The following is a 22,811-nucleotide window of genomic DNA, read 5'->3' as shown; positions in this document are numbered from 1 at the left end:
CTACCAGAGGTTCTTGCCGTCAATGACGACCACCTCGACCTTGTCGAGGTCGAAATCGTCGAACAGCCGCGAATTGACTGAGATCTTGGGATTGTCGAAGTCCGGTTTTCCGGTCGACCAGTCCGGCGTTTCGGTGAAGGTGCCGCAGCCGCAAATGGCGCAAAACCCGTGTTTGACGGTCTTCGATCCCCATTGATAGAAGGAAACGTTTTCCGGCGAGCTGGTGAGCTTGAATTGCGACGGAACGTAGTAAGCCCACAGCGAACCGCGCTTGGAGCAGAACGAGCAGGTGCATTGTGTTACCGTCTCGGGCGCCTGCGAAACCTCGAACGTCGTCGCCTTGCAATGACAGCTGGCCTTGATGGTCATGAAAAGCTTTCCTCTCCGTTGCCCGCCACCCATGCGGCAAGGCACCATAAAGGAAGGCTCCTGACAACTGTCTGTCAGCAGGCTCCGGTCGATCGAGCCGAGCGGCGCTCTGGCTGAAGCAGGCCCGTCGTCACCTCCCAATCGTCGTCACCTGCCGATATAGGCGGCCAGTTCGTCCGGCGTCCCGTTTGGGAAAGCCTGTTTCAGAAAATCCAGGAACGCCGACACGCGCGCGCTGAGCAGCCGCCGGGAGGGGTAGAGCGTCCATAGAGAAATTTCGGGGCCGTCAATATCCCCCCAATTCACCAGTGTGCCGTCAGCCAGGTCGTGGGCCACCAACGAAATGGGAAGCCGTCCTGCGCCGATGCCGGCTCGCACCGCATCCCGGACCATGATGAGCGTCGACAAGGCGAGGACCGGCTCGATTCTAAGTGTTGCCCGGCCACCTGGTGTCTTCACCTGCCATGTTTGCCGCTCGCCCGTCCCGCGCGCAACGCCAGGAGCGGCGAGCCCATCGGCCGGGCGAGGAAGGTCCGGGCTCGCCACAACGACCAGGCGGTCGCGGAGAAACGCCCGTCCGACCAGGCTTTCATCGGGATCCGGATTGACCCGGATTACCAGATCGTAGCCTTCCTCGATCATGTCGACATGCCGGTCTTCGGTGGTCACTTCAAGCCTCACCTCAGGATACCTCAGGGCAAATCCCGCGGCGATCCTCCCCATTGCAGTCTGCGAAAAATGCAAAGGCGCGCTGATCCGCAATCTGCCCTTGGGTCTCTGGCCGCCCGAGGCAATCGCCGATGCCGTCTCGTCCAGCTCGGCAAGCAACGCCCCCGTCCGCTCGAAGAGCGCCCGTCCTTCTTCGGTCAGCTTCAGGTTACGCGCACCCCGTTCGAACAGACGCAGATCGAGACTGCTTTCCAATTCGCCAACGCGCCGGGACAATGTTGCCTTGGGCCGGCCGGTGGACCTTGCCGCTTTGCCGAAGCCGCCATGGCGAGCCACGAGGTTAAAATCGGCAAGGGCTAAAAGATCCATGACTGTCCCACCAGTGAGACGACGTGTCTAAAATTGCCGTCTACTGGGCTCTTTGTGAGCCACACATATTGGGGCTGTCAAGCAACCCAACAGGAGAAATTCCATGACCATTCTCGTTACCGGCGCCACCGGCAATATCGGCCGCCAAGTCGTCGAACAGCTCGCCAAGCGCGGCGCCGATGTGCGTGCTCTCGTGCGCGATCCGTCGAAAACCAGTTTTCCGGCAGGCGTATCCGTCGTGCAAGGCGACTTTCTCGATGTCGATTCGCTGCGCAAAGCCATGTCTGGCGTTTCCACGCTGTTCCTCTTGAACGCCGTGGTGCCGGACGAATTCACCCAGGCTTTGATCGCCTTGAATGTCGCCCGATCGGCCGGCATCGAGCGGATCGTCTATCTCTCGGTGATCCACGCTGACGTCTATGTGAACGTGCCGCATTTCGCGGGCAAGTTCGGCGTGGAGCGAATGATCGAACAGATGGACTTCAAAGCTACGATCTTGCGCCCGGCCTACTTCATCCAGAACGATCTGACGGTCGAAGACGTCATCACCGGCTACGGCACCTACCCAATGCCGATCGGCCCCAAGGGTCTCGCCATGATCGATGCCCGCGATATCGCCGAGATCGCCGCTCTTGAGCTGCTGCGTCGCGAACGGTCCAAGGAGCCGCTTGCGTTCGAGAGGATCAACCTCGTCGGTCCGCAGACACTGACCGGGACGGACATTGCCGCAATCTGGTCAGACGTACTCGCCCGCCCGATCAGCTACAGCGGCGACAATACGGAGGGTTTTGAGCAAAATCTCAAGCAGTTCCTGCCCGCCTGGATGGCCTACGACATGCGCCTGATGGGCGAGCGTTTCTTTACCGACGGGATGCTGCCCGAGACCGGCGACGTCGAGCGCCTGACGGCACTTCTGGGTCGCCCACTGCGGCCGTATCGCGACTTCGCCTCAGCACTCGCTGCTTCCGTCTGACGCAAGCGCCTTCAGCACCAAGGCCGGCTTCCGATGAGAACTGCCAACAGAACTCAGTAGGAACGCGGTGGCACGAACAGGCAGATCGTCTTGCCTGCGTCGAGGCCGGCCTGGTGCGCGCACCAGTGGAAATCGCCGTCGGGTGAGTCCTTGACCCGCTTGTCGCTCATCGGCACGACCTCCCCCGTTCCGGCGATGACATAGCCCTCCGGCTTTTCCAGCACCTCGCCGGTATGGGTGGTACGGCAGTCGTAGTTTGCGCAGCAGGCGAAGGGATAACTCCAGCCTTGCGGCTTCGCCGCCGTAGGCTTGGCGTCATGGGCGAAGGCGGGTGCGGTCAGCACCGCAGCAAGCATCGCGATTGCAAAGATCGGGGTCACGAACAAGGAAAACAGGAGTCGGCCAGCCGGTTGAACGGCTCTGGCCGATCGGAGAGTGGCAGCAGACATGGAAGCGTTCCTTTCAAACGAGCATCAAGCGTTTCGCTTGCCCGTTCCCGGAACGTGTCTTCCCAGTGGCCGGATCGTCAGGTCGCAGATATGCCGCGTCCGGCCATAAATGCTTTTTCTCTTCCAGCCCTCGGATGCTGGGCTGATTCCTAGGCTGGCGCAAGAAGTTGCTGCGCGAGGCCGCCACATCTACGCCGCTATCTGCAACCGCTGACGAGATCCAAGGCCAGGCTCAACTCCCGGCAGACGGGCATCGAAACAACGGGATTGGCCGAATGTGGTTCCAGCCTATACTTCGCCTGGACCGGCGACCACATGCCCTTCATATTGCGGCAAGTCGTCGGCGATGGTGAACCATGGCGCTTTGGAGCCGACGAAGATGTGCGCGGTCGGCCGGATCGTCGGATCGTCGACCAGCGTGCCCATGGCGACATGGACATAGGCGCCGTCGCGGACCAGCGAATACAGCAACGAGCCGCAGCGGCTGCAATGCGCATCGTGGCCGCTGTCATCGCCGAAATGGATGAGCCCGTGATGCCCTTCGGCAAGGGCAAGTTTCTCGCGCTCGATGCCGGCGAAGGGCTTGAAGGCGGAACCTGTGGTGCGCCGGCAGTTCGAACAATGGCAGATCGCGGCATAGACGAACTCGTCCGCCACTTCATACTGAACCGTGCCGCAAAAGCATTTGCCGGTGAGCCTGCGAGTCATGGTTCCTCCTTCGCTCCCCCGCCAAGGGATGTTCTTATTCAAGAAAGTGGCGGAAGCGCAGGTATCATCCATTCGCAGGCCGGCCTCAGCTGAATATGAACATATCCTAGTCGAGGTCGGCCACGGCTTCACCGGCACCGCCCTCGATGCGCTGCGACAACGAGGCTTCCATGAAGTCGTCGAGGTCGCCGTCGAGCACGCTCGACGGGCTGGTGCTCTCGACGCCGGTGCGCAGGTCCTTCACCAACTGGTAGGGCTGCAGCACATAGGAACGAATCTGGTGACCCCAGCCGATGTCGCTCTTCGACGCTTCTGTGGCATTGGCCACCGCTTCGCGCTTCTTCAGCTCTTCCTCGTAAAGGCGCGAGCGCAGCATTTCCCAGGCCTTCGCCTTGTTCTTGTGCTGCGAGCGTTCGGCCTGGCAGGCAACCGCGATGCCGGTGGCGATATGGGTGATGCGAACCGCCGAGTCCGTGGTGTTGACGTGCTGGCCGCCCGAACCGGATGAGCGGTAGGTGTCGATGCGTACATCGGATTCCGAGACGTCGATCTCGATCCTGTCATCGACAACCGGGTAGACCCAGACGCTGGAGAAGGACGTGTGGCGGCGCGCATTGCTGTCATAGGGTGAAATGCGGACCAGGCGATGAACGCCCGACTCGGTCTTCAGCCAGCCATAGGCATTGTGGCCCTTGATCAGGAGCGTGGCGGACTTGATGCCGGCCTCTTCGCCGTCATGGACTTCCAGCACTTCGACCTTGAAACGGCGACGCTCGGCCCAGCGCGTGTACATGCGCAGAAGCATCGAGGCCCAGTCCTGGCTCTCGGTGCCGCCGGCGCCGGCATGGACTTCGAGATAGGTGTCGTTGGCGTCGGCCTCGCCCGACAGCAGCGTCTCGACCTGGCGGGCCTTGGCCTCGCCCTGCATCGAGCGGAGGGCTGCTTCCGCCTCGGCGATCACGCTCTGGTCGCCCTCTTCCTCACCCAGTTCGATCAGGCCGATATTGTCTTCCAGCGCCTGAGTCAGGCTTTTGACGCCGGCGATCCCGTCTTCGAGGCCTTGGCGCTCGCGCATCAGCTTTTGCGCTTCCAGCGGATCATTCCAGAGGCTGGAATCCTCGGCGCGCACGTTCAGGTATTCAAGCCGCTTTATAGCCTGATCCCAGTCAAAGATGCCTCCTCAGCAGGGTGATCGCCTGCCTGATCTCGTCGACAATATTCTGCGTTTCCGCGCGCATGGCTGGTTGTTCTGTCCTGTTTTCGAAGTGGCGCTTGGGTCGGCGCGATACATAGGCACGGCATTGCTGCCTGTAAAGCGAAATGGGCCGGCTCAACAAGCCAGCCCATTCGACGTAAAAAATCAGGTCGTCAGTAGAGTCCGCCGCCGGGTGCCTGGATGGCTTCCGTTGCCTGCGGCGATAGCGGTCCGCCGGCGCCGTTGGACCCGTCGGCGCCCATGCCGATCACCCAATAGCTGTCGGCTGGGCCGGTGCCGGGCTTGAAGGCTTCGATGATGGTGCCGGGATCGCCCGACGCGGCACGCATGCCGGTCTTGCGGTTGATCGCGACCAGGTTCATGCCTTCCGGCACCTTGAAGTCGACATTCGGCGTGCCGTCCAGCGCAACGCGCATGAAGTCCTTGAAGATAGGTGCCGCCAGACCGCCGCCAGTGGCGCCATGGCCGAGACCGCGCGGCGTGTCGTAACCCATGTAGAGGCCGACGACGAGGTTCGGCGTATAGCCGATGAACCAGGCGTCCTTCTCGTCATTGGTCGTTCCGGTCTTGCCGGCGATGTGGCGGCCAAGCTCGGCGATGGTGGCGCCGGTACCGCGCTGGACGACGCCTTCCATCATCGAGGTGATCTGGTAGGCGGTCATCGGATCGAGCACCTGCTCGGAATTGTCGACCAGTTCCGGTTCGGGCTGGTTGTTCCATTCGGGCGCATTGCAACCTTCGCAGCCGCGCTCGTCCTGCTTGAACACGGTCTTGCCGTAGCGGTCCTGGATGCGGTCGATGAGCGAGGGTTTGATCGACTTGCCGCCATTGGCCATGATCGAATAGGCCGACACCATGCGCATCACCGTCGTCTCGCCGGAACCCAGCGCCATCGGCAGATACGGCGCCAGATGGTCGTAGACGCCGAAACGCTCGGCATATTCCACCACCAGCTTCATTCCCATGTCGTTGGCGAGCCGCACCGTCATCAAATTGCGCGACTTTTCGATACCGGAGCGCAAGGTCGCGGGGCCGGCCACCGTGCCGTCATAGTTCTTCGGCGTCCAGGTCGTGTTGCCGCTCTGGATGGTGATCGGTCCGTCCATGATAACCGAGGCCGGCGTATAGCCATTGTCGAGCGCGGCCGAATAGACGATCGGCTTGAAGGACGATCCCGGCTGGCGCATCGCCTGCGTGGCGCGGTTGAACTCCGACTGCGCATAGGAGAAGCCGCCGACCATGGCCAGCACGCGGCCGGTATGTGGATCCATGGCGATCAGGCCGCCCTCCACTTCCGGCACCTGGCGCAACGTGTAGGCGCCTTCCGACCCTTCGTTCTTCTGCACGAAGATGACGTCGCCGGGCTGCAGTACATCGGCCGGAGACTTGGCCTTGACCGTCTTGCCATCGACCACATGGCGCATGGCAAAGCTCATGTCTTCCTTGCTGACGGCGCCTTCGACGCGTTCCTTGACGATATCGCCCGAAATCTGCCGCGTCGGCTGCAGGCCGATGGAAAGGCCGGTCGCCGAGCTGTCGAGCACGACGGCAAGCGACCATTCCGGCACGTCTTCCAGCCCCTTGACGTTGCCCAGCGCCACGCCCCAGTCGCCGGAAGCATCGATATGCGTCACCGGTCCGCGATAGCCGCGCAGCGTGTCGTATTTGAGCAAGCCGTTCTGCATCGACTTGCGGGCGATGAGCTGGATCTTCGGATCGAGCGTCGTGCGCACCGAAAGGCCGCCCTCATAGAGCGCGTTCTCGCCATAGCGCGAGATGATCTGGCGGCGCACTTCCTCGGTGAAATATTCACCCGCAAACAGATAGGAGCCATTGCGACGCGGCGTCACGCCGAGCGGCTCGGCCTTGGCCTTGTCGCCTTCCTCGCGCGTCACGTACCCGTTCTCGACCATCTGGTCGATGACCCAGTTGCGGCGCTCGATGGCGCGGTCGGCATGCTTGAAGGGATGGTAGTTGTTGGGCCCCTTCGGCAGCGACGCCAGATAGGCGGCTTCCGCGACGGTGAGTTCGTTGACCGACTTGTCGAAATAGGTCAGTGCCGCGCCCGCAACGCCATAGGCGCCGAAACCGAAGAAGATTTCGTTGAGATAGAGCTCAAGGATGCGGTCCTTCGAATAAGCCTGCTCGATGCGGAAGGCCAGGATCATCTCCTTGATCTTGCGCTCGTAGGTCTGGTCCGAGGACAAGAGGAAGTTCTTCGCCACCTGCTGGGTGATGGTCGAGGCGCCGACCTGGCGCCTGCCCGAACCCAGATTCTGCAGGTTGACGTAGATGGCGCGGCCAAGCCCGGTGATGTCGATGCCGGGATGGTTGTAGAAATTCTTGTCCTCGGCCGACAGGAACGCCGCCTTGACCCGGTCCGGAACCGCCTGGATCGGCAGATAGAGCCGCCGTTCGCGCGCATATTCGGCCATCAGCGAGCCGTCGGAAGCATGGATGCGGGTCGTCACCGGCGGCTCGTACTTGGCCAGGACCTCGTAGTCGGGCAGGTCTTTCGACAGATGGCTGATGTATATCGCCACGCCCGCGGCGACCATAAGCGCCAGCGTCGTGCCGATACCAAAGAAATAGCCGATAAGACGAATCATGCCCGCTCCAGTCCGAGGTTCGGGAATTTCCTAGACGAAGGCGCCTTTCGCGCAAGCCTTCGCAACTGTCCCGATCCGTGATGGAAAACCCATGTCGCCACCATGTGGGCAAAATACGGCAGTGCCCGGTTTCGGCATCCCCCACCGGAAATAAAAGCGCCTGGTGTTGTCGGCGTGCAACGCTGCCTCCGGTCGTGGGCGGCGGCGACCATCTCAGCCTCCGGTTCCCGTTCCCATCTTGGCGGAGGCAAACAGGGCGACGGCGTTGGTGATGCTCTGCGCCGCCTTGCCGCGCCAGTCGGCGTCGAGCAGTTGCGCCTCATCCTTGGCGTTGGAGAGATAGCCGAGTTCGACCAGCACCGACGGCACATCGGGCGCTTTCAGCACTTTGAAGCCGGCTGAGCGCTGCGGATTGTTGATCAGGCCGACGCTGGTGGACAACTGGCCGACCAGAGTGTGGGCAAAGCTCATCGAGAAATTATGCGTCTCGCGGCGGATCAGGTCGATCAGTATGTCGGTGACTTCCTTGTTGTCGTCCTTGATCACCATGCCGGCGAACTGGTCGGAGAGGTTTTCGCGGTCGGCAAGCGCCTGCGCTTCCGGGTCGGATGCCTTGTCGGAGACGGTATAGACGGTGGCGCCTCTGATACCCTTGACGCTGATCGTGTCGGCATGGATCGAGATCAAAAGGTCGGCCTCGTGCTGCCGGGCGATGCGCACGCGGTCATCGAGCCGCAGGAACTCGTCGGTATCGCGCGTCATGAACACGTCGTAGTTGGCGACGGCGGCGAGCTTGTCGCGCAATTCGGTGGCGAAGGCCAGCGTCACGTTCTTCTCGATGGTGCCGTTGAGGCCTTCGGCGCCACCGTCGATGCCGCCATGGCCGGGATCGATGACGATGGTGAAGCGATGCCCGGGATTGGAGATCGGCCCTGTGCCGACCCTGGAGCCCTTGTCGGTGGAGACGGTCGAGCCAGTGGTCAGCGCCTGGTTGGCAAGGGCTTCGTCGAACTCGCGGTCGGAGGCTGCCGACATGTCGATGGCGATGCGATAGCCTGCGCCGTCCTCGTTCTTGAGCACCTCGAGCTTGTCGACCGAGAACGGCCCCTTGCCGGTCAGGATCAGCCGCGATCCCTCGCCCTGATCGCCATAACGCACCGCTTTGACCAGGCCGCGGGCCTTGGCGTCCTTCGCGCCAATGGCGAATCGGGTGCGCGGCAGGTCCACGACCAGCCGGTTGGGGCCGCGCAGCAGGAACCATTTGATGTCGGGCTCGCGGTCGAAATCGATGACGATGCGCATCTTGGTAGCGTCGCCGGCCATCTTGTAGGCGGTGGCGCCGAGTGGCGCATCGGCGGCGCGTGAAACCGGCGCAAAAGCAAGGCAAAGCGCCAGCAGCAACAGCACACCGGCAGCGCGCAGGAAACGGCCTGCACGGCCATGGCCCTTGTCTATGATGCCCGCCAGTCCCATTTCTTTGCAGTCGCTCCCGGTTTGGCGCTTGCGCCCGCGTGGTTGGTCGAAATGCCGGTCAGGCCGCAGACTCGATTAACGATTGGTATCCAGAGAAGGTTAACCAAGCCTTTTCATCGAGGATTAAGGCCTGTGCTTCCGTTACGGCACTGCTTTTTGCCGGCATCCGAAATCGGGGTTGCCTTCCACCCCGTCAAATCATAAAAGCGATGGTGGATCACTGCAATCCTGGAACCGCTTCTCCCGCAGCTTCCTGCTACAGGTCAGATGAAAGGCGGCTCCTTTCGCTCCAGCGAAAAGGCTTCAGGTGATCGCGACGAATTTCGCAGGTGTGCGCCCGTGGCGGGGGAATCGCCTGCGTGAGGAAAACGGCCGGGTTTGTTCCCGTGCCGGCTCTGTATGAGCAAACAAGCTGGTCCGGTTCGTCCGGGCTTTGGTTCAAAAGGTTCTGCTGGTGACGATGGCTTCAAGCGCAATCATGGAAAGGTCCGCATCAAACCGCGCCATTGTGGCTGCGGGCGGCACCGCCATGGCGCTCAAGCGGCGTCCGGCGGACATTCAGACATCCGGCACCCACATCCCAGACACGCAGCAGCGGGCTTTGCCTCGCAAGCTGCGGCTGACGGCTGCCGGGAGGAAACGAAATAATGCCCAACAAAATGCTGATAGACGCCTCCCACCCGGAGGAAACACGCGTTGTCGTTATCCGCGGTAACCGTATTGAAGAATTCGACTTTGAATCTCAGGACAAGAAGCAGCTCAAAGGAAACATCTATCTCGCCCGCGTAACGCGCGTCGAACCTTCCCTTCAGGCAGCCTTTGTCGAATATGGCGGCAACCGGCACGGTTTCCTCGCCTTCAGTGAAATTCACCCCGACTATTACCAGATCCCGGTCGCCGATCGTCAGGCTTTGCTGCGCGCTGAAGCGCAGGAAGCCGAGGACGAGGAGAACGAGGACAATGACGGCGACGACCGCCAGAGCCGCGATCGCGGCCGGCGCGGCCGCCGGCGCGGCGGCAAGGGTCGTGAGCGCGGCGAACACAAGCGCGACGCCGGCGCCGATGATGAGAACGGCGAACATGGCGATGCCGGCAGCGATGCCGTCTCCGAAGCGCCTGCTTCCGAGCATGCCGCGGCCAATACCGCCGGGCATGACGATCATGCCGGGCATGGCGACAGCGAAGCCTCCGACGCCGAGACATCCGGGACCGAACCGTCGGAAGACGGCCCGACATCGATCGCGGCAAGCGTCGAAGCGGATGTGATCTCCGAAGCTGTCCCTGCGGCGGAGCCGGGTGACGAAAGGTCGTCCAGCGAGGCAAGTGGCGAAGCCACCTCCGAGGACAATGATCGCGGCATGCTGGAAGAGGTGCAGTCCTCGCATCCGGACGACCACGAGATCGAATCCGTAGGCGCCGAGGATGCGCTGGAAGAGGTGCGCAGCCGCCGCAAGCCGGTGCGCCGCCAGTACAAGATTCAGGAAGTCATCAAGCGCCGGCAGATTCTGCTGGTGCAGGTGGTCAAGGAAGAGCGCGGCAACAAGGGCGCTGCACTCACCACCTATCTGTCGCTTGCCGGCCGCTATTCCGTGCTGATGCCCAACACCGCACGCGGCGGCGGCATTTCGCGCAAGATCACCAGTGCGGTCGACCGCAAGCGCCTCAAGGAGGTCGTTGCCGATCTCGAAGTGCCGCAGGGCATGGGCGTCATCCTGCGCACCGCCGGCGAAAGCCGCACCAAGGCGGAAATCAAGCGCGACTACGAATATCTGATGCGGCTTTGGGAAAACGTCCGCAACCTGACGCTGCAATCCACCGCCCCTGCCCTCGTCTATGAGGAAGGCAGCCTGATCAAGCGCTCGGTGCGCGACCTCTACAACAAGGATATCGACGAGATTCTTGTCTCCGGCGAGGAAGGCTATCGCGAGGCCAAGGATTTCATGCGCATGCTGATGCCGAGCCACGCCAAGGTGGTTCAGCCGTTCCGCGACACGACGCCGATCTTCGTGCGCAACGGCATCGAGGCGCAGCTCGACCGCATGCTGCAGCCGCAGGTGACGCTGAAGAGCGGCGGCTACATCATCATCAACCAGACCGAGGCCCTGGTCGCCATCGACGTCAATTCGGGCCGCTCCACCAAGGAGCACTCGATCGAGGACACCGCTCTCCACACCAACCTTGAAGCGGCGGAAGAGGTCGCCAGGCAATTGAGGCTGCGCGATCTCGCCGGCCTGATCGTCATCGACTTCATCGACATGGAGGAGAACCGCAACAACCGCTCCGTCGAGAAGCGGCTGAAGGATCACCTCAAGAACGACCGAGCCCGCATCCAGGTCGGCCGCATCTCACATTTCGGTCTGATGGAGATGTCGCGCCAGCGCATCCGCGCCAGCGTGCTGGAATCGACCATGAAGCCCTGCCCGCATTGCGGCGGCACCGGCCATGTGCGCTCCGATTCGTCGGTGGCGCTGATGGTGGTGCGGGCGATCGAGGAATTCCTGCTCAAGGATTCGCGCAGCCACATCACGGTGCGAACCCCGGCGGCGACCGCTCTCTATGTGCTCAACCACAAGCGCGGCACGCTGGTGGAACTCGAAAGCCGCTTTGGCCTGACCATCACCGTCGAGGCCGATGATACGGTCGGTGTGCAGCACTACGCGATCTTCCGCGGCGCCATTGCCGAAAAGCCGGAAGGCTTTGTCGAAGCGCGAACCTTCCCGGCCTATGTCGAGCCGGAAGAGCCCGAGGACGAGATCGTCATCGAGGAGGAAGACGACGAGGTTGTGGTACAGGCCGAGCAGCCGCGCCAGGCGCAGCCGCAATCGCAGCAGCAGCAGCCGAGATCGGCTGAGGACGGCGAAGGCCGCGACCGCAAGCGTCGCAAGCGCCGCAGGCGGCGCGGCGGCAAGGATCGCGAACGCGAACATGGCGATCGCGAGCATGGCGCCGAAGGTGCTTCGGTTTCGGCGGCAAGCGACGACTTTGCCGCTGAACCAGGCGATGACGATGCAACACAGCAAGACGAAGCCCAGGTTGGCGCCGTCGAAACGGTGGAAGCATCAGATGACGCCCAGGGCAAGAAGCGCCGTCGCGGCAAGCGCGGCGGCAAGCGCAATCGTCGCGAAGACGGCACGGAGACCGAAGCCGGCGAAACCGCCTCGGTGGCCGAGGCCGCTGAAGTCGGAACGGCCGCAAGCGAGCCCGTAGCAGCCGTAGCGGTTGAAGAAGCAGCGGCTCCCGCCGCGGCGAACGACGACGCTCCAGCCGAAAAGCCGAAGAAGAAGCGCGCTTCAAGGGCAAAGAAGGCTGTGGTGGAAGTCGCCGATGAGACGGCGGCCGAGGCTGCACCGGAAGCTGCCGTCGAAGCAGCCGCCCCCGCTGCGGCCGATGCCGCCACGGAAACGACCGTCGACGACGAGCCCGCCAAGGCTCGCCCGTCACGGCGCAAAGCCGTGGCCGCGGATACCTCCGCGGTGCCGGTGGTTTCCTCCAGCGTTGCCGACGAGGCAAAGGCCGAGGAAAAGCCGAAGCGCGCCGGCTGGTGGCAGCGGAAGGGCTTTTTCTAAGCTATTCAGCCGATTAAGATAGGTTCCTGACAAAAATCCCGCGCCGTTCAAACCACGGCGCGGGATTTTTGCATGCGCGAATGACGGAAGGCGTCAGGGGGCGAAAATCGACCAGTTCATCATCCTGGCCAGTTTTTCCAAGGCGATCGACCCCAGCTTGGAATTGCCGTTGGCGTTCAAGCCCGGCGACCATACGGCGAGCGAAGCAACACCCGGCACGATCCCCAATATGCCACCGCCGACGCCGCTTTTGCCGGGAATGCCGACACGGAAGGCGAAATCGCCGGAACCGTCATAGTGGCCGCAGGTCAGCATCATGGCGCCGATGCGCCGCGCCCGCTCGGCAGACACCACGGAGTGCCCGGTTGCCGGGTTTCTGCCGCCATTGGCGAGGAAGCGGCCGGCCAGCGCCAATTGCCGGCAGTTCATGGCGATGGCGCAATGGTGGAAGTACACGCCCAGCGCCAGCTCCGGTGCATGGTTGAGATTGCCGAAGGATTTCATGTAGTTGGCAAGCGCGAAGTTGCGATAGCCGGTGGCGCGTTCGGAAGCCGCGACCTCGCGGTCGATGATGATGGTTTCGTCATCGGCAAGGAACTGGATGAAGCGCAGGATTTCGCCGATCGCCTCGCGCGGCTGGTGGCCGGCAAGCAGTATGTCGGACACGACGATGGCGCCGGCATTGATGAACGGATTGCGCGGAATGCCGTTCTCATGCTCGAGTTGCACGATCGAGTTGAACGGATTGCCCGACGGCTCGCGTCCGACACGCTGCCACAGCGCGTCGCCGACATTGCCGAGCGCCAACGTAAGCGTAAACACCTTGGAGATGGACTGGATCGAAAACGCCTGGTCGGCGTCGCCGGCGACCAGCACGCGGCCGTCATTGGTCACGGCGGCAATGCCGAATTTCTTCGGATCGACCTTGCCGAGCTGCGGAATGTAGGTGGCGACGTCACCGCGATCGGTGCGCTCGGCCATCTCGGCGGCGACATCGGCCAGCGCTTGTTCAAGATCCGGCATGCTCGTCCCCGCTATTTCAGCCAGCGCTCGATGCGCACCATCGCCTCGACCATGTCGTCATGGCTGCCGGCATAGGAAAAGCGCATCGTGCGGTGGCCCTGAAGTGGATCGAAATCGCGGCCGGGCGTAGCCGCCACATGCGCCTCGGCTAGCATCTTGCGCGCAAAGGCCATGCTGTCATTGGTATGCCGGGTAACATCGCAGAAAGCGTAGAAGGCGCCGTCCATCGGCGCCGCCAAGGGAAATCCGAGTTCCGGCAGGCGCCGCATCAACAGCTCGCGGTTCCAGGCGTAGCGCGCCTTTACCGCTTCCAGCTCTTGCGTCGCCTTGAAGGCTTCGATCGCCGCGATCTGCGACAGTTCCGGCGGCGAGATGTAGAGGCTCTGGGCGATGCGCTCGATCGGCCTCACCAGAGCTTCCGGCAGCACCATCCAGCCAATGCGCCAGCCGGTCATGCAATAATATTTCGAGAAGGAATTGATCACCGTCACGCCTGAGCCATGGGCCAGCGCAGTGGTGTCGGGCGCGGCATAGGCCAGCCGATGATAGATTTCGTCCGATATCACCGCGATGCCGAGTTCTTCGGCTGTCCTCACCAGTGCGGACAACTCGTCGACGGGAATGACCGCACCTGTCGGATTGGCCGGGCTGGCGAACAACACGCCCTTCAGCGGTTTTTCCTGGTGCGCCGATTTCAAATGCTCGGCGTGCAGGTAGGCGTCCGTGCCGAGCTCGATCTCGACGATCTCGATGCCGAGCGCGGCCATGATGTTGCGGTAGGCCGGATAGCCGGGTGATGCGATGGCGACGCGGTCGCCGGGATCGAACATCGCCAGGAAGGCCAGATTGAAGGCGGCCGACGATCCCGTGGTCACGGCGATCCGGTTCGGCGAGACATCGATCCCGTAATGGTCGCCATAATGCGCGGCGATCGCCTTGCGCAGATCCGCCAGACCGAGCGTGTCGGTATAGCCGATGCGTCCGATCCTCAGCGCATTTGCGGCTGCTTCCCTCGCGCCCACGGGCGCCGGATCGGATGGCTGGCCGACGGCCATGGAGACGACAGGCACGCCCGTCGCCTTCAGCCGGTTGGCTTCGGCCAGAATGTCCATGGCGTGAAACGGCTCGACTTCACCGCGGCGCGACAGCGAAACTACCATTTGACCTCCGTCCGGCCCGCCGCTCGAAGCCATGAACCGGCGGCAGCGCCGCACAAATGCCCGATTGATGTGAGGATCACAAGTTCGCCTAGTTTCGGTGCCGTGACTTTTCATCGTTCGCCCGCTCGTTTACCAGTGGACCTCATGCTGAGCCGACCCAAATCGACGATGTCCAAATCTTCCATCGGGAAGACAGCGCGCGGCTTCGCGACGCTTTTGCTTGCCGCCGCCGTCGCTGTCACCGGCTCGGTGACGGCCTTCGCGCAGGCGGTGCCGGTCGTGCGCGATGCCGAGATCGAGGCGCTGGTGCGCGACTATGCGCGGCCGATCTTCAAGGCGGCCGGTCTTGCCAATGACGGTGTCGATATCGTTCTGGTCAACGATCAGAGCTTCAACGCCTTCGTCACCGGGCGCCGGCTGTTCATCAACACCGGCGCGCTGATGCAGGCAGAAACGCCCAACGAGATCATCGGCGTCATCGCCCATGAGGCCGGCCACATCGCAGGCGGCCATCAGCAGAAATTGCGCGACCAGCTCGAGCGCGCCAAGACCATGGCCATCATCGCCACGCTGCTTGGCGCCGGCGCCATCGTTGCCGGCGCCACCACCAACAGCCGCGGCCTTGCCGGCGCCGGCATGGGCGTGGCTGCGGGCGGCGGCGAGATGGCGCAGCGCAGCATTCTTGCCTACCAGCGCACCGAAGAGTCGACCGCCGACCGCTCTGCCATCACCTATCTCAATGCCACCGGCCAGTCCGGCATGGGCATGCTGAAGACCTTCGCCCGCTTCCAGAGCGCGCTGTCGCTTTCCGGCACGCAGGTCGATCCCTACCGCATCAGCCACCCGATGCCGCAGGAGCGCATCGCCAATCTCGAAGTGCTGGTCAAGCAGAGCCCTAACGTCGACAAGGTCGATCCGCCGGCACTGCAGCAGCGGCACGACATGATGCGCATCAAGATCGCCGCCTATATGGGCGGCCAGGCCGCCGCCACGCGGCTGATCCGCAAGGCCCCGGGCAGCCTCGCCTCGCGCTATGGCGAAGCGCAGATGGCCTATCTCTACGGCAATCTGGGTGCAGCACTGACCAAGGCCAATGGATTGATCAAGGAACAGCCGAAGAACCCCTACTTCCAGGAAATGCGCGGCGACATACTGATGAAGGCCAACAAGCCCAAGGACGCCGCGGACGCCTATGCCAAGGCGGTCAGCCTCGATCCGGTGAGGTCGGGCCTGTTGCCCGTTTCCCTCGGCCAGGCGCTGATGGCCATCGGCACGCCCGACTCGCTGAAGAAGGCGGTGGTGCAGATCAACAACGGTCTCGGGCGCGACAAGGAAAACACGGTCGGATACCGCTATCTCGCCCAGGCCTATGGCGAGCTTGGCAACATTCCGGCGGCGGAACTCGCCACCGCCGAGGGCCACTTTTATTCCGGCGATTACACGAATGCGAAAATTTTCGCCATGCGCGCGCAAAAAGACTTGAAGCGCGGCGAGCCCGGCTGGATTCGGGCGCAGGACATCATAAACTACAACCCTTCAGGCAAACTCAAGAAATGAACCTTCCGGTCGCCCGCGGCGACTAGGATAGACCGGAACCGGTAAAGAGGATGAGACGATGAACAAGGCAATATTGCTCGGCACGACGGGAGTGGCGGCTGCTCTTGCCATGCTCGCTTTCGGGTTCGTCGCCGGCAGTCCGCAGGTGGCCAAGGCCGGCACGGCGCAGACCGTGCAGACCGCCTCTGCCGACACCAAGATCGATCGCACCGAGGTCGAGGGCATTATCCGCGACTATCTCCTGAAGAACCCCGAAGTGCTGCTTGAAGTGCAGGAGGCGCTCGAGGCCAAGCAGAAGGAAGAGCAGCGCATAGCCAGCCTCGGCGTCATCGAGAAGGCCAAGTCCGAGATTTTCAACTCGACCTTCGACGGCGTCGTCGGCAATCCGAAGGGCAAGGTCACCATCGTCGAATTCTACGACTACAATTGCGGCTTCTGCAAACGCGCCATCGACGACATGCAGGCTCTGACAAAGGCCGATCCGGAGCTGCGCTTCGTGCTCAAGGAATTCCCGATCCTCGGGCCGGATTCGCAAAAGGCCAGCGTCGTCTCGATGGCTTTCCACCTGATGCATCCGGAGAAATACGGCGAGTTCCACAACGCCCTGCTCGGCGGCCAGGGCCGCGCCACCGAGGCGGCGGCCATCAAGGTTGCGCTGTCGCTAGGCGCCGATGAGGCGAAATTGCGCGAGAAGATGAAGGATCCGACCATCACCGAGGCTTTCTCCAAGACCTTCGACCTCGCCAACAAGCTGGCCATCACCGGAACGCCTTCCTACGTGGTCGGCAATGAGGTGGTGTTCGGGGCGCTCGGCCAGGAAGTGCTGGCTGAAAAGATCGAGGCGGCGAAAGCCGCGCTCTGATCTTGCACGCGAGCCTATTTCTCACGGGCACATTTCCGCCTGTTGTGGACAGTGAAAGATCGCACTTGTGCTCTTTCCGCGGGCGGCTATGCCCATTATAGAAGGCCCTGCGCGCCGGCTTGAGGCCGGCGTCGGAAAAGGTCGGCATTTTTGAAAACGATTTTCGTCCTGAACGGCCCCAACCTGAACGCGCTCGGCAAGCGCGAGCCGGGCATCTATGGCGGCAAGACGCTTGCCGCGATCGCCGACGACTGCAAGCAGGCGGGCGCCGCGCTTGGCCTCGAGATTGATTTTCGCCAGTCGAACCATGAGGGCGACCTCGTCGACTGGATCCAGGAAGCCGGCGACAAGGCAGCCGGCATCGTCATCAATCCGGGTGCCTACAGCCACACCTCGATTGCCATTCACGACGCCATCCGCGCTGTCGCGCCGCTGCCCGTCGCCGAAGTTCACCTCTCCAACATCCACGCGCGGGAACCATTCCGCCACGTCTCCATGGTCGCGCCGGTCGCTGTCGGCATGATCTGCGGGTTCGGGCCGCTTGGCTACTCGCTGGCGCTGCAGGCGCTGGCGGCACGCCTATGACCGGCCCACAAACAGAAGGCTCGAAAATGTCGATAAAGAAGACCGGTGTTGACCAGCAACTGATCCGCGATCTGGCGGGCATACTGAACGACACCAATCTCACCGAGATCGAAGTCGAGCTCGGCGACCTGAAGGTGCGCGTATCGCGCCAGGCGCCGGCCGTCCACGCCATCGCCGCACCGCAGGCCGGTTATGCTCCGGCAGCGCAGCAGCCCGCGGCGGGCGCGGCTGCCGCACCAGCAGTGGCCGACCCGTCCAAGAACGCGGTCCCCTCGCCGATGGTCGGCACCGCCTATCTCGCGCCCTCGCCCGACGCCAAGGCCTTCATCGAAGTCGGCCAGAAGGTCAAGGAAGGCCAGACGCTGCTGATCATCGAAGCGATGAAGACGATGAACCAGATCCCTTCGCCGCGCGCCGGCACGGTGACGGCGATCCTGTTCGAGGACGGCCAGCCGGTCGAGTACGGCATGCCGCTCGTCGTGATCGAGTAGAGCGGGCCGGATGTTCCAGAAGATCCTCATCGCCAACCGCGGCGAAATCGCGCTTCGGGTGCTGCGCGCCTGCAAGGAACTCGGCATCCAGACCGTGGTCGTGCATTCGACCGCCGACGCTGACGCCATGCATGTCAGGCTCGCCGACGAAAGCGTGTGCATCGGTCCGCCGCCGTCGCGCGACAGCTATCTCAACATCCACCAGATCGTCGCAGCCTGCGAGATCACCGGCGCCGATGCCGTGCATCCGGGCTATGGCTTCCTGTCGGAAAACGCCAAGTTCGCCGACATTCTCGCCGCCCACAACATCACCTTCATCGGCCCGTCGGGCGACCACATCCGCATCATGGGCGACAAGATCGAGGCCAAGCGCACCGCAAAGCGGCTCGGCATTCCGGTTGTGCCGGGCTCCGACGGCGCCGTCACCGACCAGAAGGAAGCCAGGCGCATTGCCGCCGAGATCGGCTATCCCGTGATCATCAAGGCATCGGCAGGCGGTGGCGGGCGCGGTATGAAGGTCGCCCTTACCGAGGCTGACCTTGAGATCGCCTTGCAGACAGCGAGCACGGAAGCGGGAGCCGCCTTCGGCGACGATGCCGTCTACATCGAGAAATACTTGGAAAAGCCGCGCCACATCGAGGTGCAGGTATTCGGCGACGGCGCCGGCCGCGGCGTGCATTTCGGCGAGCGCGACTGTTCGCTGCAACGCCGCCACCAGAAAGTCTGGGAAGAGGCGCCCTCGCCGGCCCTTAACGCCGAGGAGCGCGCCCGCATCGGCAATATCTGTGCCAAGGCCATCGCCGACCTCGGCTACTCCGGCGCAGGCACCATCGAATTCCTGTACGAGAATGGCGAGTTCTACTTCATCGAGATGAACACGCGGCTGCAGGTCGAGCATCCGGTGACGGAGGCGATCACCGGCATCGATCTCGTGCACGAACAGATCCGCGTCGCCTCCGGCGGCGGGCTTTCAGTGCGCCAGGAGGACATAAAGTTCAACGGCCACGCCATCGAATGCCGCATCAATGCCGAGGATCCGCGTACCTTCACGCCTTCGCCCGGCACGATCACGCATTTCCACACGCCTGGCGGTCTCGGCATTCGCGTCGATTCCGGTGTCTATTCCGGCTACAAGATCCCGCCCTATTATGACAGCCTGATCGGCAAGCTGATCGTGCACGGCCGCAACCGCGTCGAATGCATGATGCGGCTGCGCCGGGCGCTCGACGAATTCGTCGTTGACGGCATCAAAACGACGCTGCCGCTGTTTCGCGACCTGGTCGGCAATGCCGATATCGCCAATGGCGACTACGACATCCACTGGCTGGAAAAGTATCTGGCCAAAGAGGAATAGCGCCCGAATTGCCGCTATGATGCCGCGATGACCCGCCCTTACGCACCCGGCTATCGCATTCCGACCGACCTCTTGCTCAAGGCCTATGCCTCGGGCGTCTTCCCGATGGCGGAGAGCGCTTCCGACCCGGAAGTGTTCTGGGTGCGGCCGGAGACGCGCGGCATCATCCCGCTCGACGGCTTCCACACGCCGAAGAGCCTGCGGAAGACGATCCGCAAGCACCCGTTCGACATCCGCTTCGATTTCGATTTCGAGGCGACGATCGACGGCTGCGCCGAAAAACGCGAGGAGCGCCGCTCGACCTGGATCAACGCGCCGATCCGCGAAGCCTATATCGAACTGCACCGTCTGGGGCACTGCCATTCGGTCGAGGCATGGCGCGAGGAACGGCTGGTCGGCGGCCTCTATGGCGTCTCGCTCGGTCGCGTGTTCTTCGGCGAAAGCATGTTCGCCCGGGAAACCGACGCGTCCAAGACCTGCCTGTATCATCTGGTCGAGCGGCTGAAGGCGCGCGGCTTTGCCCTGCTCGACACGCAATTCACCACTGAGCATCTCAAACGCTTCGGCGCGGTCGACGTGCCGCGCGTCAAATACGAGAAGATGTTGGCCGACGCGCTGAAGGGCGAAGCCGTTTTTTATCCCTGATCGGAGACCGAGCGGCCGAGCCGGCTCGACCGGTGAAAGGGGTCAGCCCTTCGCGGCTTCCATCGGCGTCTGCGAATGGAACATCATCTTCCAGCCGTTGACACGGTGGACATAGCCAGTGCTGACCAGCGCCGCGTAGGGCTCGCCGTTTTCCCGTGTCGCATGAGCCTCATAGGTCAGCATGATAATGTCGCTGCCGGGCTCGATGATACCCTTGAGGTCGATCTGAAGGTCGCGCCAGCGGTTGGGCTTGGTCGCGGTCTTGGCCAGATCGGCATTGTCCATTGCCTGTGCCATCTCAGGAAATGCCACCAGGCATTCTGTGTCGACATTGGCGGCGTAGTAAGCTTCGTCGCCCGTCCAGAACCCCTTTTCGAGTTCGAGCAGGTCGTCTTTGCTGGCCGTTATCCGTTTGCTGTCCGACATCAGAATATCCTCCAAGCGCATAAATGCGTCATCGTCCATGGCCCAACGCATAGTTGCCACCACGGTTCCGGAGGATCAGTTGGTGTTGGTCGCGTCAGGTTCCGTGGGGTCTGGCTGTTCGGCGGCCGGAGCAGCGGCGGGCTTTGGCTTGGACGTGTCGACCTTGGGCGTCTCGGCATTGGCCGCGTCGGGCGGCGGCACATCCGACTTCTGCTTGCAGCCCTTTAGCCAGACGTCATAGACGGCGTGCTCGACGGCGTTTAGGCCGGGGCTCTCGGCGAACATCCAGCCGGTGAAGATGCGGCGGATCTTGCGGTCGAGCGTGATTTCGTCGACTTCGACGAAGGAATCGGTCTTCGGCTCTTCATTCTCCGGCCGCGAATAGCAGATGCGCGGCGTCACCTGCAAAGCGCCGAACTGCACGGTTTCGTCGATGTAGACATCGAAGGTGATGATACGGCCGGTGATCTTGTCGATGCCGGCAAATTCGGCGACCGGATTGGTGATGCGATCGGAGATTGCGGGTGCTGCCGCAGGCGCCTGCGCCGCGGCAAACGCTGTCGGGAACATGGCGATAGCGCCAATTGCCGCCAGTCCGGCCATCGATGTCAGGCTGAAAATGTTCATGCGGAGATACCGGTGGTTTGGGCCCGGGTGATTCTGTCACGCCCAAGGCTATTCGCCGTTGTCATATCAGCAAGCAGCTAAACGCCAATTGTGGCGACAAAGGACCGGCCGGCGGTCAAGAACCAGGCGTCCACGCATCGTAGTCGCCCGTCACCTGCGGACGGTGCTGATTGGTGAGCACGGAACCCTTCGGGCGATAAGCCGCCGGTGTTCCCGTGAGGTTCGGCTCATGCGCCTTTTCCCATTCGCGCGGCCGATAGTCATCGCTTGGCGGCGCCACATCGACGCGGTGATGCATCCAGCCGTGCCAGCCCGGAGGGATCGCCGACGCCTCCGAATAATTGGCGTAGATGACCCAGCGGCGGGTGCGGCCTTCCGAATCGACGCCGCCTTCGTAGTAGACGTTGCCGGCCCCATCCTGGCCGACCTTGTTGCCGTGGCGCCAGGTGTGAAAACGGGTTCCCAGCGTCTGGCGGTTCCACCAGGTGAAAAACTGCAGAAGGAAAGTTTTCATTCAGATCCTCGCGGGGCGCACGGCGGTGCCAGCTTCCTGCTTATGGCGTCAGGACTCCGCGAAGGCAAGGGTTTTGCGGTGCCTGCGGCACTGACGGCATGCCGAAACGCTCAGTGATTGGCCGATCCATTTCGCACCTGCGAACCGACGCTTGCCAAGCCGGCTGTGTGTTCCTAAAGCTCTCATCGTCGGCGCTGCCGCATGACCCCGAAAATCGAAATCGATTTTCGGAAAGGATCATGCGCAAACCAAAGTGCTACAGCGTCCTTTGCGCGTCCACGGGACGCGCGGCGCTGTAGTCAACGCCGGCTGCGGGAGGTGAGGAATGGCCCCAGCTGTCGCCAGGATCAGTGCGGAGACAATACGCGCCCGCAAGGGCGGCGTGCCGGTCGTATGCCTTACCGCTTACACCTATCCCGTCGCCCGCCTGCTCGACGATCATGTCGACCTTCTCCTGGTCGGCGACAGCGTTGCCATGGTGCTGCATGGCCACAAGACCACGCTTGGCGCGTCGCTGGAAATGATGATCGTCCATGGCCAGGCCGTGATGCGCGGCTCGGCAAAGGCCTGCGTGGTGGTCGACATGCCGGCCGGCAGCTACGAGACTTCGGCCGCGCAAGCCCTTGCCTCGGCGCGCCGCATCTCTGAGGAAACCGGCTGCCAGGCGGTGAAGCTGGAAGGCGGCGTCGACGTCGCCCTCCAGATCGCCGCAATCGTCGCGGCCGGCATTCCAGTGATGGGCCATATCGGCTTGCAGCCGCAATCGGTGGAAAAGGACGGTGGCTACAAGATCAAGGGCCGCACGCCGGAGAATGTGGCCGCGCTCATGCGCGACGCCGACGCGGTCGCAAAGGCCGGCGCGTTTTCGCTGGTCATCGAAGGCACGGTCGAGACCGTTGCCGCCGACCTCACCCGGCGCATTGCCATTCCCACCATCGGCATCGGCGCCAGCCGCGATTGCGACGGCCAGATCCTGGTCATCGACGACATGGTCGGCCTGACGGTCGACCGGGTGCCGAAATTCGTCAAGGAATACGCCGATTTGCGCAGCGCGGTCGCCGATGCCGCGGCGCGCTACGCAGCGGAGGTGCGCAGCCGCACCTTCCCCGGGCCGGGCCACGTCTTTTCAGCCGCGAGCGACAAGGACAAGGCATGAACCGGCCCCC

The 22,811-nt window shown here is 62.8% G+C and carries 21 protein-coding genes; 9 read left to right on the top strand and 12 right to left on the bottom strand.

Annotated elements, in window-relative coordinates; genetic code table 11:
- Both NKL04_RS07090 and NKL04_RS07085 read right to left on the bottom strand, forming a co-directional pair.
- A complete protein-coding gene (locus NKL04_RS07090) occupies positions 1-369 on the bottom strand; it encodes a GFA family protein (protein WP_023667471.1) in 369 nt (122 codons plus the stop codon).
- 147 nt (positions 370-516) lie between these two features.
- Positions 517-1,407 carry a LysR family transcriptional regulator gene (locus NKL04_RS07085; protein ID WP_023681487.1) on the bottom strand — a complete coding sequence of 297 codons (891 nt, stop codon included), beginning with the start codon at positions 1,405-1,407 and terminating at the stop codon, positions 517-519.
- Between the two features lie 103 nt (positions 1,408-1,510).
- Between NKL04_RS07085 and NKL04_RS07080 the strand changes: the two genes are divergently transcribed.
- Complete coding sequence (locus tag NKL04_RS07080) at positions 1,511-2,380, top strand: NmrA/HSCARG family protein (protein ID WP_023667473.1); 870 nt, start codon at positions 1,511-1,513, stop codon at positions 2,378-2,380.
- A 53-nt stretch (positions 2,381-2,433) separates the two neighbouring features.
- Here the strand turns inward: NKL04_RS07080 and NKL04_RS07075 are convergent, their stop codons facing one another.
- The 5 genes from NKL04_RS07075 to NKL04_RS07055 form a co-directional block, all read right to left on the bottom strand.
- Positions 2,434-2,829, bottom strand: coding sequence for a hypothetical protein (locus NKL04_RS07075; RefSeq protein ID WP_023667474.1), 396 nt, complete (start codon positions 2,827-2,829; stop codon positions 2,434-2,436).
- A gap of 288 nt (positions 2,830-3,117) precedes the next feature.
- The gene (locus NKL04_RS07070; RefSeq protein WP_023667475.1) at positions 3,118-3,537 is read right to left on the bottom strand and encodes a GFA family protein; all 420 of its coding nucleotides are present in this window, start codon (positions 3,535-3,537) and stop codon (positions 3,118-3,120) included.
- Positions 3,538-3,643: 106 nt separating this feature from the next.
- A protein-coding gene (prfB, locus tag NKL04_RS07065) for a peptide chain release factor 2 (protein ID WP_155922402.1) occupies positions 3,644-4,775 on the bottom strand; the annotation gives its coding sequence in 2 pieces (ribosomal slippage) (positions 3,644-4,708 and positions 4,710-4,775; 1,131 coding nt in all).
- A 130-nt stretch (positions 4,776-4,905) separates the two neighbouring features.
- Entirely contained in the window at positions 4,906-7,362 is a 2,457-nt protein-coding gene (locus tag NKL04_RS07060) for a penicillin-binding protein 1A (RefSeq protein ID WP_023702469.1), read from the bottom strand.
- Positions 7,363-7,575: 213 nt separating this feature from the next.
- The gene (locus NKL04_RS07055; RefSeq protein ID WP_023702470.1) at positions 7,576-8,835 is read right to left on the bottom strand and encodes an N-acetylmuramoyl-L-alanine amidase; all 1,260 of its coding nucleotides are present in this window, start codon (positions 8,833-8,835) and stop codon (positions 7,576-7,578) included.
- A 647-nt stretch (positions 8,836-9,482) separates the two neighbouring features.
- On the opposite strand from NKL04_RS07055, the gene NKL04_RS07050 reads away from it, so the two are divergent.
- Positions 9,483-12,401, top strand: a complete 2,919-nt coding sequence (locus tag NKL04_RS07050) for a ribonuclease E/G (protein ID WP_023702471.1) — start codon at positions 9,483-9,485, stop codon at positions 12,399-12,401.
- Between the two features lie 93 nt (positions 12,402-12,494).
- On the opposite strand, the gene NKL04_RS07045 is transcribed toward NKL04_RS07050, so the two are convergent.
- Together NKL04_RS07045 and NKL04_RS07040 are read right to left on the bottom strand one after the other, a co-directional pair.
- Complete coding sequence (locus tag NKL04_RS07045; protein ID WP_023702472.1) at positions 12,495-13,424, bottom strand: glutaminase; 930 nt, start codon at positions 13,422-13,424, stop codon at positions 12,495-12,497.
- An 11-nt stretch (positions 13,425-13,435) separates the two neighbouring features.
- Positions 13,436-14,584, bottom strand: a complete 1,149-nt coding sequence (locus tag NKL04_RS07040; protein WP_352723464.1) for a pyridoxal phosphate-dependent aminotransferase — start codon at positions 14,582-14,584, stop codon at positions 13,436-13,438.
- 144 nt (positions 14,585-14,728) lie between these two features.
- Here NKL04_RS07040 and NKL04_RS07035 point away from each other — a divergent pair, with 144 nt between their 5' ends.
- From NKL04_RS07035 to aat, 6 genes are all read left to right on the top strand, one after another.
- Positions 14,729-16,141, top strand: coding sequence for a M48 family metalloprotease (locus tag NKL04_RS07035; protein WP_023702473.1), 1,413 nt, complete (start codon positions 14,729-14,731; stop codon positions 16,139-16,141).
- Between the two features lie 58 nt (positions 16,142-16,199).
- The gene (locus tag NKL04_RS07030; RefSeq protein ID WP_023667484.1) at positions 16,200-17,003 is read left to right on the top strand and encodes a DsbA family protein; all 804 of its coding nucleotides are present in this window, start codon (positions 16,200-16,202) and stop codon (positions 17,001-17,003) included.
- Positions 17,004-17,153: 150 nt separating this feature from the next.
- Positions 17,154-17,588 (top strand): type II 3-dehydroquinate dehydratase, encoded by a 435-nt coding sequence (aroQ, locus tag NKL04_RS07025; RefSeq protein ID WP_023667485.1) that lies wholly within the window; start codon positions 17,154-17,156, stop codon positions 17,586-17,588.
- 26 nt (positions 17,589-17,614) lie between these two features.
- Complete coding sequence (gene accB, locus NKL04_RS07020; RefSeq protein WP_023681496.1) at positions 17,615-18,079, top strand: acetyl-CoA carboxylase biotin carboxyl carrier protein; 465 nt, start codon at positions 17,615-17,617, stop codon at positions 18,077-18,079.
- Between the two features lie 10 nt (positions 18,080-18,089).
- Entirely contained in the window at positions 18,090-19,433 is a 1,344-nt protein-coding gene (gene accC, locus NKL04_RS07015) for an acetyl-CoA carboxylase biotin carboxylase subunit (RefSeq protein WP_023681497.1), read from the top strand.
- A gap of 27 nt (positions 19,434-19,460) precedes the next feature.
- Positions 19,461-20,078, top strand: coding sequence for a leucyl/phenylalanyl-tRNA--protein transferase (gene aat / locus NKL04_RS07010; RefSeq protein WP_023681498.1), 618 nt, complete (start codon positions 19,461-19,463; stop codon positions 20,076-20,078).
- Positions 20,079-20,120: 42 nt separating this feature from the next.
- Here the strand turns inward: aat and NKL04_RS07005 are convergent, their stop codons facing one another.
- From NKL04_RS07005 to NKL04_RS06995, 3 genes are all read right to left on the bottom strand, one after another.
- Positions 20,121-20,504: a hypothetical protein gene (locus NKL04_RS07005; protein WP_023702474.1), complete on the bottom strand. Its 384-nt coding sequence runs from the start codon at positions 20,502-20,504 to the stop codon at positions 20,121-20,123.
- 75 nt (positions 20,505-20,579) lie between these two features.
- Positions 20,580-21,131, bottom strand: a complete 552-nt coding sequence (locus tag NKL04_RS07000; protein WP_023667490.1) for a DUF2155 domain-containing protein — start codon at positions 21,129-21,131, stop codon at positions 20,580-20,582.
- 115 nt (positions 21,132-21,246) lie between these two features.
- Positions 21,247-21,645, bottom strand: a complete 399-nt coding sequence (locus NKL04_RS06995; protein WP_023667491.1) for an NADH:ubiquinone oxidoreductase subunit NDUFA12 — start codon at positions 21,643-21,645, stop codon at positions 21,247-21,249.
- A gap of 325 nt (positions 21,646-21,970) precedes the next feature.
- On the opposite strand from NKL04_RS06995, the gene panB reads away from it, so the two are divergent.
- Complete coding sequence (gene panB, locus NKL04_RS06990; protein ID WP_023702475.1) at positions 21,971-22,801, top strand: 3-methyl-2-oxobutanoate hydroxymethyltransferase; 831 nt, start codon at positions 21,971-21,973, stop codon at positions 22,799-22,801.
- The last annotated feature ends 10 nt before the right edge of the window (positions 22,802-22,811 follow it).

It is taken from the genome of Mesorhizobium sp. C264A (assembly GCF_040324515.1).
In the GTDB taxonomy this organism is placed as follows: Bacteria; Pseudomonadota; Alphaproteobacteria; order Rhizobiales; family Rhizobiaceae; genus Mesorhizobium.
This window is presented reverse-complemented; position numbering and strand designations above follow the sequence as displayed.